The following is a 14,928-nucleotide window of genomic DNA, read 5'->3' as shown; positions in this document are numbered from 1 at the left end:
CACGCGCTGGGAATCGCTGATACCAGCGTTATCTTCGGGTATGGTTTCCTTGATCACAAACGGCGCATCGGCTCTACTGCGCGGGTTGGTGCGCGCTTTGTATTCTTCCAGGTTGGTGTAGCCGTCGCCGTCCGGATCCGCTCCACTGTCATTGACCGCTGGGTTTAAATTATTATCCGCTTCCCAATCATTGGCCATGTCGTCGCCGTCATCGTCGTTGATGGTAATGCTGGCCGGTGTCACCGAATTACCGGCCAGATCGGTGATGCCGCTGACGGTCAGCGTAAAAATCTCATAGGCCGGAATCGACGCCATGGAGAGCCGATAAGTGGAGCCGCCCAAAGCGGTGATATCATCATCTTTGGGATTGACTGTCGAAAAGTTTATCGAGGGGCTGAAGCTGTAATTATCTTCGTCAGTGGCGCCCTGCATATCATCTTCATCGTAGGTGACGGTGATGTTATCAGCCGCAAAATTAATCGTCGGGAATTCAACCATGGAAGGCGGATCAGCATCTGCTGTGGTAAACGTGCCTTCGGTGGATGGATTGGCATCGCCGGTTTTATTATCCGGGCCGTTGCCATAGGTGTCGATTGAACCCACCATGAAATAATAATCGGTTTCCTGGGTCAGACCGCTAAGGGTAATGCTGTGGCTGTTCACCAGGGCGGCATCTGATTCCGTATTCGGATAACTGTCCCAGGCGTCGCTGCCGGTGCCATACTGCACGACGCTGCTCGATGCGATATCGGTGGTCCAGGTGATTACCGCGGTAGTTTCGGTGATGAAGTTGACCTGGACATTGGATATTTGCGGTGCTGCCAGCGCGGTGGCCGCATTGATGCGGCCGTCAGATGACACCTTGTTGTTAAGGGCTGATTTAAAATCCACACTGGCTTTGATGAGCGCCTTGACCTCAAGGTTGGTCAGCGCCGGGTTATGCGCAAGTACCAGCGCTGCCACCCCGGCCACATGCGGCGTGGCCATGGATGTGCCCTGCTTGAATGTATATTCCGTGCCGTTGTAAACCGATGAGGCGGCTGTAAACTTGACGTCATCAATATAAAAACCGTCAGCGACGTTGCTGTTGCCGCTGACCAGCTGAAAGCGGACGTAAACACTACTGCGACCATCGTAGGCCTCCAAATCGGCCTCGATCGTCGTCCATGAAGCAAAGTTGCCCGTCACCCCGTTGTACAAGGTGGAATCCCCCGGCAGTTGAAAGCTGACCGGGCTCCAGGTGGTGCCATTGATAGATGCATGCACCCACATAACATCGCTACTGTGCAGGGTGCCGAAGATTTTAAATTCCACTTTGGATGCGGTTTGATTGTTCAGGTTAACGGCCGGTGAATATGCCCAGGAATTGGTGTTGTTCAGATAGTTAGCACCGGGGCTGTCGGTTAATGAATAGGCACCGGAATATGACTGCTGGTTGGTGGCGTTCCAGGTGTTATTGGTGCCGCCGGTGGTCCAGCCGTTAATATTACCGTCATCAAATTTGTCCTGCCAGAGCGTCGCGCGACCGGGTGCAGTGCTGTAGATATTGACACCCGGTGCGCCCACATCCACCGAGACGTTGCCATAGTTTGAAAATCCGGCCAGCTGGTCATTCTGATTTGTGGCGGCCACCGCAATAATGTTGGTACTGGTATAACTGGACGGGTAGTGAGGAATACTGTCGTTGTTGCGGCCGTTGTTGCCGGCTGCGCACACCACCAGCGCACTGGATGCATCAATGGCATCCTTAAGCGCCTGATTGTAACCGCCGCCGCCCCAGCTGTTGTTGATGATATCGGCACCCATGCTATTGGCGTATTCGATAGCCTCAATGGCGTTGGCTGTGCTGCCCAGACCCCAGGCATCCAGGAATCGCAGGGCCATAATTTTGGCCGACCAGCTGACACCTGTGACGCCTCTGTTATTATCACTTACAGCCGCTATAGTCCCAGCGACATGTGTGCCGTGTCCATGGGAGTCACGGGGATCTTTATCGTCGATTAAAAAATCCCATCCGTTGACATCATCAACATAACCGTTGCCGTCGTCATCGATAAGGTTATCGGCGATCTCTCCGGTATTGACCCACATATTTTTTTGCAAATCCGGGTGATTGATATCCACACCGGAATCAATGACGGCCACCACGACATCCGAGCTACCGGTGGTTACATCCCAGACCTCAAGCGCATCGATGTCGGCATCATTGGTGCCGTTTGTACCGTTGACGTTCTGTCCCGTATTGTGCAGGCCCCACAGACGGTTAAAGTCAGTGTCATCCGGGGGCGCAATATCGGCCGACACCACATAATTCGGCTCGGCATGCTCCACATCGGGGTCTTCCAAATAAATCTCCAGGGCTTCATCGATATCGGTTCCTTCAGGCAGCTGCACCTGCTGATACCCGTTGATCGAAAAGGTTCGGCGAGTGGAGATATCAAACCAATACGCGTAAGCAGCGGTTGCCTCCTGCTGCACCTCGGGCCGAAATTTGACCAGCAACTGACCGGGTACAAAAGCGGGAATCTGGGATCCGCGGTCTGCCGGAGGCACATCAGTTGAAGCTATAACCGGAAAGGCGGCTAAAATGCAGCAAACTGCCGTCAGCTTCAACAAATGGCGCACGGCGGCGCCGGCTGATACTGCTGTTGCTCTATTGTGTCGTTTTAACCTCATAATTGGGTTCTGCATATTTCACAGCGTCGTAGCTATTCAGGCGCTCAATAATCGCTTCGACCGAAGCACCGTCAGTAATTTTCATTAAATACAGATGGGGGCTCGAAAATTTATGGACCGTCTCCAGTTTCAGTTCTGTCTGGATGTTTATGATGGTTTTAGCGTCCGTTTCGGGCTTAAATTTTACCAAAACCTCATCGGGTGCATGCAGAAATTTTTGCCCCCTGGGCTGCTGAATTGTAGCGGGTTGCGTACCCTTGGCCTCTGGCTGCGGTTGTGTTTGGCCGGTTTGCGGGTCGATATTCTCGGCAGTTTGTCCGCAACAGGCCAGATAAAATGCAAAAACTAGACCAATCCAAAGCTGGGTATACACGGTGGCGCGCTTCCGAAATCGGCCGGATGGCCTTAACTTGATCATGCTGTCTCCCCTTTGTGCGTCATACCGCTTTCTGGTAAGATGCTGTAAGGCCCAAGTATATTAAGATGTATAAGTCGGTTTGTCCAGCACAACCTTGGCCTTTCAGCCTATCCTCCATATTGGCTAATATACCGAAAAACTTTAGTTTTTATTGTTCTAAGACCTTGTTCTGCAAGTGGTGCACCGGGTGATATGACCCTCCTCTGACCTCTGGCATTTGTCTTCTGCCCCATGATATGCTAACCAGCTGATTATTTATGATAAAGTTTTCAATTAGAGTGCCGATATTCAAAACGAACTCGCATGGATTGCTATTTCTGAAAATGGGTGCCATAATATCAGGATAACACCATGAAACAAAACCTTAATAGTCACATCAGCATAGCCGAGCAAATTATTGACGGCTCGCTAATTATTAAAACCGTTGCGGAATTTAAGAGCATTCTTAAAATTTTCCCCGATGATCCCGCCTTGCAGAAGGTTTTTTCCGATCTGCTCATCAAACAAAAACACCAGGACGAGGCTGCCAAATCATACGCCAAAGCCGCCCAGTTGTTCAGCGAAGCCGGAAAATTCTTGCAGGTCATCGATTGTAAATTGTTGCAATGGAGAATTAAACCCCCGACGCCAAAGGAAGCAAAGCAGTTTCATGCCAATTTGCAAGAAAGCAATATTAATGAATCTCCATTAAAAACATTTTTTCAGCGATTGTCCTATCAGGAATTAATGACCCTGATTCCCAAACTGGTGCACCAGCGGCTGGCTCCGGGAAAGCTGATTAAAAAAACCGGTGACAGCGAAAATAATCTTTACCTGGTGGTTTCCGGCGAGCTTAAGGAAACTGTTTTTCGCCCCTTGCGAAAAAAGAAAGATACGCTCTATCGCAAACAGGTGTCCACCATAACCAAGAATCAGTTTTTCGGTGACCTCTATCCATTTAAGGATGAAAACACGTCGCGGTCCTTTGTTGAGACAGCCAGCCGCACTGAGCTGCTTCGAATTTCAAAACCCAATCTCATCAAAATTTGTAAAAAATATCCCAATATCGAGATGCGCTTGCTCGATTTATATCACGTACGCAGTAAATCCGCTGATAAGGGTGATACCTCCGATAAGGTTCGCAAGATCGGAAGACATCAGCTGCCACTTAAAATTAATCTGCATATATTTACCAATGCCAATCAACACGAGCCGCTGATCCTGGATTGTTATTCCCGGGATATATCCGTTGACGGATTGTGTGTCATTTTGGACGGAAAATATAAAAGCATCTCATCAATTTATAAAAATGTTAAATCAGCTAAAATTGAATTGAGCCTGCCCAAAGAAGAGCTCACCATGAAGGTGTCAGGCACGATTGTCTGGAGCCGGGAGTTTAACTGGAAGAAGCGAAAAATCGTGGCCCTTGGATTTCAGTTTAAGGATATGTCACCGAAATTCCGGGGGATGTTTTTTATGATGGCTGATAGTATCTGTCACAGCTAATCCCTAAAATGAGCGTTTCAAATTAAAAATATAGAGAAGTAATTTTAATTATTAGGAATTCTGCCTTTCTAAATATTTTTAATTTGACACCCTTTGGGCTTGGCTTTCAGCTTCCGACTTCGCTCTTCGGGCTTCGACGGGAGAAGTCGGCATTGCCGATCTTTATCCGCCATCTGTGAGGCGGATCTTCGACCTCGACAATCGCTCAATTTAGGTTAGTCGTCTTGGCTTGAGCTGCGGTCAGGTGCCATCCACAAAAAAGCGACCAGACCGAAAATCATAATACCGATAAAGATTAAGTTTTCCATTCCAGATTTTCCCTCGTATTCAAACTGCCAGGAAACTGTTCTAAAGGCATATGAAAGCAAAATTCAGACCAATTCGGCCTTGAATTCGATTTTATAAACTATTCAATATATTATAGGATTGAGCATCCTTGAACTATGGCTTGAATCGTTGATTCCTTGTCGCATTTTGCCTAGTGGTGTCAGCTATTTTGCAATTTGCGCATTTAGTAGCAGTGAAAATACCAATCAACCGCAGACTCACGCAGAATTTGAATATTAATTAGCCACAGACACACACAGACTCACACTAACTATTTCCCCTGTGGACATTCACAAGGGAAATACAGTCAATCGCTGCGCGATTATTACTCTTAATCAATACCTACATACACCTGCTATTGATCAAGCTTTTATTCTCCTGTCTTCTGAGCTTTTAAGCCCTTGTTATTAAGAGGTAAAATGTCTATTGATCTATGTGCAGCGTTTTAAATTATACTAAGCGAGAGCCCGCCAGGGCAGATTATTTTTGGTTTGTCGGTATCTCCCGACAAACCAAAAAAAGATAACTCTCTGCGTTCTCTGCGCCTCTGCGGTTAGACAAAGTGGTCTGTGGATGGCTTGCCGCGGTGTAGCTTGCCAGAGCGAAGACGGGTCCGTGTGTGTCTGCGGATAACTTAGAATTTGCTCAATTGACACCTAAGTGTCATTACATCTATACTCGCCTAGTTGAATAAAACGGGCTTAAGCCGCTAAACCAAAAAACCAGAACTCTTGAATCTTTGAGGGAGGGTCGAATGGAGCAAAGAGAGCTTGGCGGATTTGGATGTATTACCGGCAAGTGGCCGCTGGATAAAGATCAATCAACGCTTGTTTTCATTCATGGTTCCGGCTGCAGCGCTCAATTCTGGCAGATGCAGGTGGCAGGTCTGGCTGAAAAAGTCAACACGGTGGCCCTGGATCTTCCCGGACACGGCAGCAGCCGGGGCGCCGGCAAGGATACAATTGAAGACTACGCAGCGGCGGTAACTGAATTTCTCGATGCGCTGGATGCGCCGAGCCCGATTCCTTGCGGGGTAAGCCTGGGAGGTGCCATTGTTCAGCAGCTCTTGCTGGATCATCCGGATCGTTTCGTGGCCGGTATTCTGATCGGCACCGGAGCTAAGCTGAAGGTTTTACCGGCCATATTTGAGGCCATCGAAAATGATTTTGCTGGTTTTGTGGATATGATACCACAGCATGCCGCGTCCGAACAATCGGACCACGACGTGATCCAAAAATTTCAGAATGAACTGAAAGGCTGCCGACCCGCTGTGGTTAGCGGTGATTTTCAGGCCTGCAACCGGTTCAATGTTATGGACCGGCTGAAGGATATCTGTGTCCCGGTGCTGGTCGTATCGGCCGATGAGGATAAACTCACACCGCCTAAATATGCTGACTTTCTCGAAACGGCGATCCCACATACGACGCGCAGCCGTATATCGGGTGCTGGCCACATTGCTCCTCTTGAACAACCACAAGCTGTTAACAAGGCCATTGTGGACTTTCTTGGCCAACTCCAGCTCTAAAATAGCAATTGAAAACAATACCACTTCAGGCTATAGGAACCAGGGTTCTGGGTTTCCTCCTTCGTTGAAACTACGGAGGACAGGCAGGGTTCAAAGGTTCCGCGTTGCATGCTGCGCGTTACGAAAGACTCGGGTTTCAGGTATCAGGTGTCAGAAATTTGAGCTGTATGGCAGTGATTGGTTGTCAGCGTACATGGAGGGGGTGATTTTTTTGGACAGGATCAACAGGATAAGCAGGATTTTTATTTTCAGTTTCCGGGTTTACCGCGCCATAGCTTTTAAGCGACGGCGGGAAGAAACTGAAAATACCCAATCGCCTGCGGCGAATAAAATAGGAACAACTAACCTACTAAGTTCAACATTTAATAAGAGGCACGATGCGAAAATCACCGAGAAGGCATTAACGGTGTAATCCATTTTTTCCGCTGAAAGCGGATTGAGTTGGATCACTTTCATCCCGCCGTCGCTAATAATATTAGCTATGGCGCGGCAGGCCTGGAAAGTGATCCAGGTAAAAACATCCAGGAAATCCTGTAAATCCTGTCTGAAATAAATTTCAAAAAGTCAAAACATACAAGGCACAGGTATAAGGTGTCGGGAAATGACTGAGGACTGAGCATTAACGAATGACAAGAAGCCAGATGACAGAGGCGATATTTGCCTGACACCTGAATTTGGCATTAAAGGAAGAAAGATTATGAAAGATGAGCGGGGATTATATTACTATCCATTTCCAATGAACCAAAACGTGCGCATGTACGTGCGCGAAGGGGTTGATGAGGTCTGGTTCCGGATGTGGAACGCTGACGACCCAGAGCTTTGGGATGAGCACGGTTGGGTCCCTTACGACGCCATCAAAAAAGCCCAGGGTATCTATGAGGCCAAAGACTTTGACCCCAAACAGGCGTATGATATTCAAATCGCGCAGGCGCTGATTAAAGAAGACAAAGAGCATGAATAGCCGCGAGAATTTTCTTGCACAGTATGTCGCATTGTTTTGAAAAATCTCGAAATAATCATCCACAGATTCCGCAGATTAACACAGATTTCAAATTAATTAAAAATCGACATGAAGATTATTCAAGGTGCCCAAACAGCGCGGGATGAACGAACTTACAAAATTATCGGGGCAGCAATGGAGGTACACAAAGAGCTGGGAAATGGATTTTTAGAACCGGTATACCAAGAGGCACTGCAAAAGGAGTTTCAATTACAGGGGATACCGTATCAATCTCAGCCCGAGGTTCAGATCATTTTTAAAGGAGAGCCACTAAAAAAGAGATACCAGCCGGATTTTGTATGTTATGAGAAAATAATAGTCGAAATAAAAGCCCTTTCTCAACTAACGAAAAACGAAGAGGCTCAAATCCTAAACTATCTAAAGGCTGCCAAATTATCTCCTGGCCTGCTCATCAATTTCGGTGCAAAATCACTCCAATACAAAAGATTTGCTTATGATTTTTTATAATAGTTCATTGTATAATCGGTGGATCAAATTTTTCAAAATTCTGTAGATAGAACTTAATTAGGGTTAATCTGCGGATAATAAATTCACCCATACAATGAAATCTGTGGTTCTAATTTTATCAAAATTTTCTAACCTAAAAAATAATCTGCGGAAATCTGCGTAATCTGCGGATAGATATTTCAAACAATCTTTATGACGCTGACGATTACCATTAAAGAAAATCTGCAACTCAAAGATGTTCCATCCCAGTTGATGGAAAGCCTTGTTGACAAGCTTGAATTTGTCAATCCCAAATGGCTCGAAAACGAACGCATGGGCCGTTGGAACCGAGGCACCCCCCAAAGCCTCAAGTTTTACGATAAGGTTGGTCGAAATGGATTGTGGATACCGCGTGGTTACATCCGGCATTTGATCAACGCTTGTCGCCGACAGGACATTGAATTTCGCATAGATGATCAACGTCGGCGTTTAGAAACGGTAGATTTTGAATTCAAGGGCCGCTTGAAGCCTTTTCAGCAGGCTGCGGTGGATAAAATGCTGGCCAAGGATTTTGGGACCCTGAGCTCCGCCACCGGTTCAGGCAAGACGGTGATGGCGCTTTACATCATCGCAAGGCGCAGGCAACCGGCCCTGATTATCGTTCACAGCAAAGAACTTGCAGCCCAGTGGGTTGAGCAGATCGGTACTTTTTTGGGTATCGAATCGGATCATGTCGGGATGATCGGAGGCGGCAAAAAAAAGGTGGGCCATCAAATTACCGTTTCGCTGGTGCAGTCGCTTTATAAATGTGCTGATGAGGTGTCTAAATTTATCGGTTTTTTGCTGGTTGACGAATGTCACCGCTGCCCAAGTCGTACCTTCACCGAGGCGGTTACCGAATTTGATTCTCAGTATATGCTGGGACTTTCCGCGACACCCTATCGGCGCGATCAACTTTCAAAACTCATTTTCTGGCATCTGGGTGACAAACACCATGAGGTCGACAAAACGCAATTGATTGAAAGCGGGGATGTGCTGCCGGCCAAAGTTGTTTTTCGCAACACCGACTTTAAAACCCGACGCGATCCGATAACCGAATACAGCAAGATGCTGGCCGAGCTTGCCAGCGACACGCAACGCAACATCCAAATCGCCGCCGATATTGCCGATGAGGCTGCCAAAAAACGCGGGATCTGTCTGGTTCTATCAGATCGCAAGGCACATTGCGAAAACCTTCAGAGCCTGCTGCGCTATCGTTTCAAGCTGCCATCCGAGCTGCTCACCGGTGACCTCGATATGGCGGAGCGCAAAACAGTTGTAAAACGCATCAACCGCGGTAATGTTCGTATTCTGGTCGCAACCGGTCAGTTAATCGGAGAGGGTTTTGACTGCAAAGACCTGACGACCTTATTCCTGGCGACACCGATAAAATTCAGCGGGCGTTTGCTTCAGTATCTTGGACGGGTGTTGCGCCCGGCGCCCGGGAAAAAATATGCCCGCGTATTTGATTATGTTGATGTGCATGTAGAGCCCCTCAAGAAAGCTGCTAGGGCCAGGCAGCGGGTCTACCGCAATTGAAGTCGCCTTAAAATGCATATTACGCCCAACGGCTGCGTTATAAACCGATTCGAAATGCTCGAATACTATCGTGTATGCTCCACTTTCGAATCGGTTTATGCCTTGCCATTGAACGTTATCTACTATTTTAAGACGACTTCACCTATATCAACTCTCTCCAAGGCCTAAAGCGAACCAGCCCTAAGATTCTAAGAATGAACCACCAACTGTGATAGAATTCATAATATTATCATTAGCTTAAATTTCTCACGGAATTTAATCGCCATGCTGTAAAATTGGATTTGTATAAATAAATACAATTTTTATTTGCTAAAACGATCAGAATTGGATATCATATTATTTAGAACAATATTGAAACCTTAGCACTCGTTTAGCCAAATGGATTCTGATCGCAAGTTTTCACCCAGACATAAAAGCAGCGGCTCAGATGTGGTCCTGCGCGTACTTGATTCGTTGCTGGCGGATTCCGGCCAAAAACGGCTGACCGGCAGCCAGGCTACGGTAATCCTGGATGCGCTTGCCAGCTCCGATGACCCGGATCTGGTGGTCAGGTTTCCGGTTGTACTGAGCATTTGTGCGCGCAACGGCGTTTCGCTCAACAGTCATGCGCTGTTTTCAAAATACTGGGAATCGAGCCCCAAAAAACAAAATTTGGAAAAATTGCTGTTGCTTGCTGACGAGCTATTTGATCTTGAAGGCATCGAAGCGCCGCAAAATTTAAAAAAAATTGCCAGTCCCCTGAAATCAAAATATGGCACCCTGCTATCCAGCCGTCTGCTTTCTTTGAGCAGCGGTTTAAGCGTTCCCATAAGGACTGTTCAAAATACGCTGCGGGATTATGCGGCCAAAATTAAAAAGGCGATGCCGACCCCAAACCGAAAAGAGATCCATCTAAATCGCAAAAAGGCTTTGCCAAAGCGCTCCGCAGAGCTGGAGACCAGCTTGGACCGACTTTTTTCACCCAAGCAAAAAGATTTGGTATTTAAAAAGTTGAACCGTGAAACATTTACCAAAACAGAGCGTGAATATTATTCCCGGGTTGTGCGCAAAAAGCTGTTGTCCATTGCCAATGCGCAGGTAAATGGTATTGCTGTTAAACTCACCCAAAAATAAAAAACAGCCTCAAAAATGTATCTTACGCCCAATAGTCCGCCCAATATTCGTGGCGGATTAAAAACCGATTCAAAATGCTCGAATACTATCGTGTATGCTCCACTTTTGAATCGGTTTTCGCCTTGCTCTTGAGCGTAATCTCCTATTTTTGAGGCCGTTTTTAGTTTTATATTTTCGGGGCAGCTTTCTTTCGTCTAAAGATAAATTAGGGTCTGATTGACCCAATCGACAATTTATCCAATGAGCTGACAGAAATAGCCGCGTAACATGTTTAAGTTAATTAACAAAGTGTCGATATCAAAGGTAATTGTGTATCATTTGGCCTGAGGAATCAAAATGGATATACTCTGGGACATAGCATTACATACGGTTGAAATCCTCACATTGCTTTTTGGCGTTTTAGGGATGGCCTTTTCATTATTGCTGTTAGCTTCACCCCGTTTGACCAAATCGGTTGGAGGCTTTTTTAATCGCAGTATTTCTGTGGGCCTTTCCGAGAATATTTTGGACAAGGAGATTCCAACCGAGCCGTTTGTTTACAGCCATCACATTCTTGTGGGATTGTGCCTTGTCGTAGGCTCAGCTTTTGCGCTTTTTTTCTTTCTTTTCAATATCGATATCGTCAAATTCACTAATATTTTTCTAGGGTCTCAAAAATATTTTAAAACACTTGAGATTATATTTTACTTTTTTGCCTGGATTGCGAGAGTTGGCAGCTTTTGCGGCCTGATTCTCGGTCTGGTTTTACTGTTTGCACCTCAGAAATTGCAAGCCTTTGAAAAAAAGTTAAACACCTGGTTTGAAACGCGATCTTTTTTTGAAAAGCTGGATCGATCCGGACCGGAGTTGGATGCCCTTTTCTTCCGTCATCCCTTTTTCTTCGGTATGGCCGGAGCCATCATTTCATTTTTGATCATTATCCTGTCCATTGTTAATCTGCTGAGTTGATTCATATTCTCTGAGTTTTTAATTGACCAGACAAAAAAATTCCTCTAATAATGGCGTCAAAAAATTGAGGTTTCTTTATCTTATCGTATGGCGAATATGAGCTACACATTCACCGAGACCCAAAAAAACGCCACTTTTTAGCAATTTGAAATAATTCGGACTGACAATGGACAAAAGTAAATTGCGGGTTTTTCCATCCGAGAGAATGCATATTGATTTCCCCTGGCAAATTTGGGCGGTGGGCTGGTTGTGTATATTCAAGGGCATTCTTTGGCTGGCCTATGAACCCAATTTGCCGGGCAGCTTGATGAATTTGTTCGGTCTAAAATATCTGCTTCAGATGCTGCCTTTGATCATTTTCGGTATCGGTATTTGGAACCAGCGCCGGTGGGCGGTGTGGGGAGCTGCGGCCATTTGCGGGCTAAATCTGGTATTGTTCTTCTTTACGCCGCAAGCGTTTAATGCTGTGCTGGTGAGATCCGAAGTTTATATCTGGTCAATTGTCTTATCCAGTATCACCTTGCTCTGCAACGGCCCGGTGGGCGATCTGCTGGTGCTGATCGCCACGCCCACCTTACTAAAGCATACCAAACAGAAAAAATAAGGTTTCCCTCCTTCGCCTTGCAGGCTTCGGCGGGCAGGCAGGTGTCAGGCCAATAATTTAGGAATTGCGAATTAAGGAATTTAGGGATTGAATGTATTCTGTCGATCTTATTTCTGAACTTTCTAATTCCTAAATTCCTCAATACCTAAATCCCTCAATTAAGGCTTTCTGAAACCTGAAAATAATACTGTGTTTTGTAGACTAATTGCGGGACACAATACTAATAGTTCTGAGAGCCTTTACCCTTAATCAGGGCCTCAGGGTGTTGCTCCAGGTAGTCCGCCAGCACCCGCAGGGAACGGGCAGCCTTTCCGATTTCAATCAGGGTGTTATCCAGTTCGGCACGGGTGGGCGAGCGTTTTCCGACAAGATCATCAACACTTTTAAAGGCCGAGTCAGCCGATTCCAGAGCCTCCAGCACCGCCTGCGAAAGCGGGTCCAATTTTCCATCCACATGGTTGACCAGCTTCCGGGCGTCTATAAGGGTGTTGTTCAGATTTTCGGCCAGGGGATCGACCTTGCCGTCCACCTTTTGCACCAGATGCCGCGCATCGGTTAAAGCACCTTTAAACTCATGTATACTGGCGTCGATGTCCGGATTATTCAGGATCCGATCGGCGCTGGTCAGGATCGATATCAACCGCTTGTTTAACTCCTCGAGGTTGAGCTTGGCCATAAACCCCTCTATCTTTGAAAGGGTCGAGGGAATTGTCGGAATCTCCTCGTATTCCGGGTCAATATTCTTCATAGCGGCGGGTTGATCGGGATGCTCGCTAAGCTGGATGGCCAATTTACCGGTAATCAGGCTCTGGGGCACCAGTTGGGCTCGTAAGCCAAGAGCAATCTGATCTGACATCCTGTCTCTCCAGTCAACTTCTGCGTTATCCTCTGTCAAAACGGCAACGACATCGGGATAAAGCTCGACATAAACCAGAACGTAATCATTGATTTTTTTAAGGTCGGCCAGGATGACCACCTTTTTGACCTTCCCGACTGGGAACCCACGATACAAAACCGGCGACCCGACATCCAAGCCTTTAACGGATTCTTCAAAAAAGAGCACGTAATCAAAGGATTCTTTAAATAAGTCCCCTGATCCGAAAATGACGACACTGGCGGCCAGGATGCCCACTGCAAGTAAAACAAAACCGCCAATCACCTTCCTGTTAGCTTGTTTTGACATGGTACTCCTTCCTGTGGTCAGGTTTTTTCCCCACGGGTTAAAAACAGACGAAGCGCAGGGTCCCGTGTTTCGGCCAGAAGCGATTGGGGATTGCCCGTGGCCGTCATGGTCCGCTTGGAGACATCCAGAAACACGGAGTTGTTGGCAATGGCAAAGATGCTGGCCAGCTCGTGGGTAACCACCACCATGGTCGTGCCCAGGCTCTCACTCAATTGCAGGATGAGATCATCAAGTCTGCGCGCGCTGACCGGATCCAACCCGGCTGAGGGCTCGTCGAAAAAAAGGATTTCCGGATCCAGGGCCATGGCACGGGCAATACCGGCTCTCTTCTGCATCCCCCCGCTGATCTCCGATGGGTAGAACTCCTCAAATCCGGCCAGCCCCACCAGGGCCATCTTGAGCTCCACCGTGTCACGGATCTCTCCCGGTCCCAGGCCCGTGTAGGTTTCAAGGGGCAGCGCCACATTCTCGGCCAGGGTCATGGAACTCCACAGGGCGCCGCTCTGGTACATAACACCGGTGCGGCGGATGATCCGGTCGCGGGTCGCAGCGTCAGCCCCCCAGAAATCGACATCTTCGTAAAAGACCTGGCCCTTGGCAGGGGATTTCAGGCCGATCAGGATGGTCATCATGGTGCTCTTGCCGCACCCGCTGCCCCCCATGATGATAAATACGTCCCCGCGGTTGATCGTATAACTCAGGTCACGCATCAGAACGAAATCGCCATAGGCCATTGTTAAATCTTTGACGATAATATGGGGCTGCTGCTGATTCATAGTTTATTCACGGTTTAAGATATAGTTTCGGTCTCTGGCTTCTGGTTTCTGGTCTCTGGCTGCTGGTTTCTGGTCACTGGCTGCTGGTTTCTGGTCACTGGCTTCTGGTTTCTGGTTCCTGGACCCTGGCTGCTGGCTGTACTATTCTGATGAATCGTTTTTACCAGTAACAAGAAACCAGAGACCAGGAGCATTTCATATCTTAACCCTGAACCCCGAACCCTGAACCTTTAATATTATATTCCCAACACTTTGGTCATTACGGTAATTACCGCAGTAGTCACAATGATGCCGACAATGGCCGTGACCACGGCGGAGGTGGCGGCATCGCCTACCGCAGATGCGCTGCGGCCGCACTGCATGCCGCGCATGCAACCGGCAACCGCCACGATCACGCCGTAAAGGGCAGCGCTGAAAAGTCCGATCCACAGATCCCAGAGACGCACCGCCGCGACCAATTGGTTAAAATACTGGATCAAGCTGATGCCGGGCAGGGTGACAGTTGCCACCGCTCCGCCCAGGATGCCCATGACGTTGGCAAAAAGGGACAGCAGCGGCATCATCAGAGCCAGGGCCAGCATACGCGGAAGGACCAGAAACTCCATCGGCGACAGACCCAGGGTTTTCAGCGAATCGATTTCCTGATTCACCTGCATGGTGCCAAGCTGGGCGGCAAAGGCCCCTCCGGTGCGGCCGGCCATGACAATTCCCGTCATAATGGCCGCCATCAGCCTGACCATGGCAATGCCCACCAGATTGGCCACATAGATCTCGGCCCCGAAAAGGGCCAGCTGAATGGCGCCGATAAAGGCCAGGATCATTCCCACCAGAAAACTGATGAGGGCCAC

The 14,928-nt window shown here is 47.8% G+C and carries 13 protein-coding genes; 8 read left to right on the top strand and 5 right to left on the bottom strand.

Going from position 1 to position 14,928, the window contains the following annotated elements; all coding sequences use genetic code 11:
- Both QNJ26_21325 and QNJ26_21320 read right to left on the bottom strand, forming a co-directional pair.
- Positions 1-2,676 (bottom strand): S8 family serine peptidase (locus QNJ26_21325; GenBank protein ID MDJ0988099.1); only part of this gene is annotated, 2,676 nt, incomplete at its 3' end.
- Positions 2,654-3,094: a hypothetical protein gene (locus tag QNJ26_21320; protein MDJ0988098.1), complete on the bottom strand. Its 441-nt coding sequence runs from the start codon at positions 3,092-3,094 to the stop codon at positions 2,654-2,656. The genes QNJ26_21325 and QNJ26_21320, both read right to left, overlap by 23 nt.
- 351 nt (positions 3,095-3,445) lie before the next feature.
- Here QNJ26_21320 and QNJ26_21315 point away from each other — a divergent pair, with 351 nt between their 5' ends.
- From QNJ26_21315 to QNJ26_21280, 8 genes are all read left to right on the top strand, one after another.
- Entirely contained in the window at positions 3,446-4,579 is a 1,134-nt protein-coding gene (locus tag QNJ26_21315; GenBank protein ID MDJ0988097.1) for a cyclic nucleotide-binding domain-containing protein, read from the top strand.
- Between the two features lie 1,081 nt (positions 4,580-5,660).
- Positions 5,661-6,431, top strand: coding sequence for an alpha/beta fold hydrolase (locus QNJ26_21310; protein ID MDJ0988096.1), 771 nt, complete (start codon positions 5,661-5,663; stop codon positions 6,429-6,431).
- A 697-nt stretch (positions 6,432-7,128) separates the two neighbouring features.
- The gene (locus tag QNJ26_21305) at positions 7,129-7,392 is read left to right on the top strand and encodes a hypothetical protein (GenBank protein ID MDJ0988095.1); all 264 of its coding nucleotides are present in this window, start codon (positions 7,129-7,131) and stop codon (positions 7,390-7,392) included.
- Positions 7,393-7,500: 108 nt separating this feature from the next.
- Entirely contained in the window at positions 7,501-7,899 is a 399-nt protein-coding gene (locus tag QNJ26_21300; GenBank protein MDJ0988094.1) for a GxxExxY protein, read from the top strand.
- 192 nt (positions 7,900-8,091) lie between these two features.
- Entirely contained in the window at positions 8,092-9,456 is a 1,365-nt protein-coding gene (locus QNJ26_21295) for a DEAD/DEAH box helicase (GenBank protein ID MDJ0988093.1), read from the top strand.
- A 378-nt stretch (positions 9,457-9,834) separates the two neighbouring features.
- Positions 9,835-10,569: a hypothetical protein gene (locus QNJ26_21290; protein MDJ0988092.1), complete on the top strand. Its 735-nt coding sequence runs from the start codon at positions 9,835-9,837 to the stop codon at positions 10,567-10,569.
- 336 nt (positions 10,570-10,905) lie between these two features.
- Complete coding sequence (locus QNJ26_21285; protein ID MDJ0988091.1) at positions 10,906-11,517, top strand: hypothetical protein; 612 nt, start codon at positions 10,906-10,908, stop codon at positions 11,515-11,517.
- Positions 11,518-11,683: 166 nt separating this feature from the next.
- The gene (locus QNJ26_21280; GenBank protein ID MDJ0988090.1) at positions 11,684-12,121 is read left to right on the top strand and encodes a hypothetical protein; all 438 of its coding nucleotides are present in this window, start codon (positions 11,684-11,686) and stop codon (positions 12,119-12,121) included.
- Between the two features lie 220 nt (positions 12,122-12,341).
- Here QNJ26_21280 and QNJ26_21275 read toward each other — a convergent pair whose 3' ends face one another.
- The 3 genes from QNJ26_21275 to QNJ26_21265 form a co-directional block, all read right to left on the bottom strand.
- Positions 12,342-13,304 (bottom strand): MlaD family protein, encoded by a 963-nt coding sequence (locus tag QNJ26_21275; GenBank protein ID MDJ0988089.1) that lies wholly within the window; start codon positions 13,302-13,304, stop codon positions 12,342-12,344.
- Between the two features lie 17 nt (positions 13,305-13,321).
- Complete coding sequence (locus tag QNJ26_21270; protein ID MDJ0988088.1) at positions 13,322-14,080, bottom strand: ATP-binding cassette domain-containing protein; 759 nt, start codon at positions 14,078-14,080, stop codon at positions 13,322-13,324.
- Positions 14,081-14,316: 236 nt separating this feature from the next.
- Positions 14,317-14,928: ABC transporter permease (locus tag QNJ26_21265; GenBank protein ID MDJ0988087.1), on the bottom strand; the 612-nt coding region annotated here is incomplete at its 5' end.

Source organism: Desulfobacterales bacterium (assembly GCA_030066985.1).
Classification (GTDB): Bacteria; Desulfobacterota; Desulfobacteria; order Desulfobacterales; family JAHEIW01; genus JAHEIW01.
Note: the sequence above shows the minus strand (reverse complement) of the source record. Positions and strands in the feature narration are given on the sequence as shown.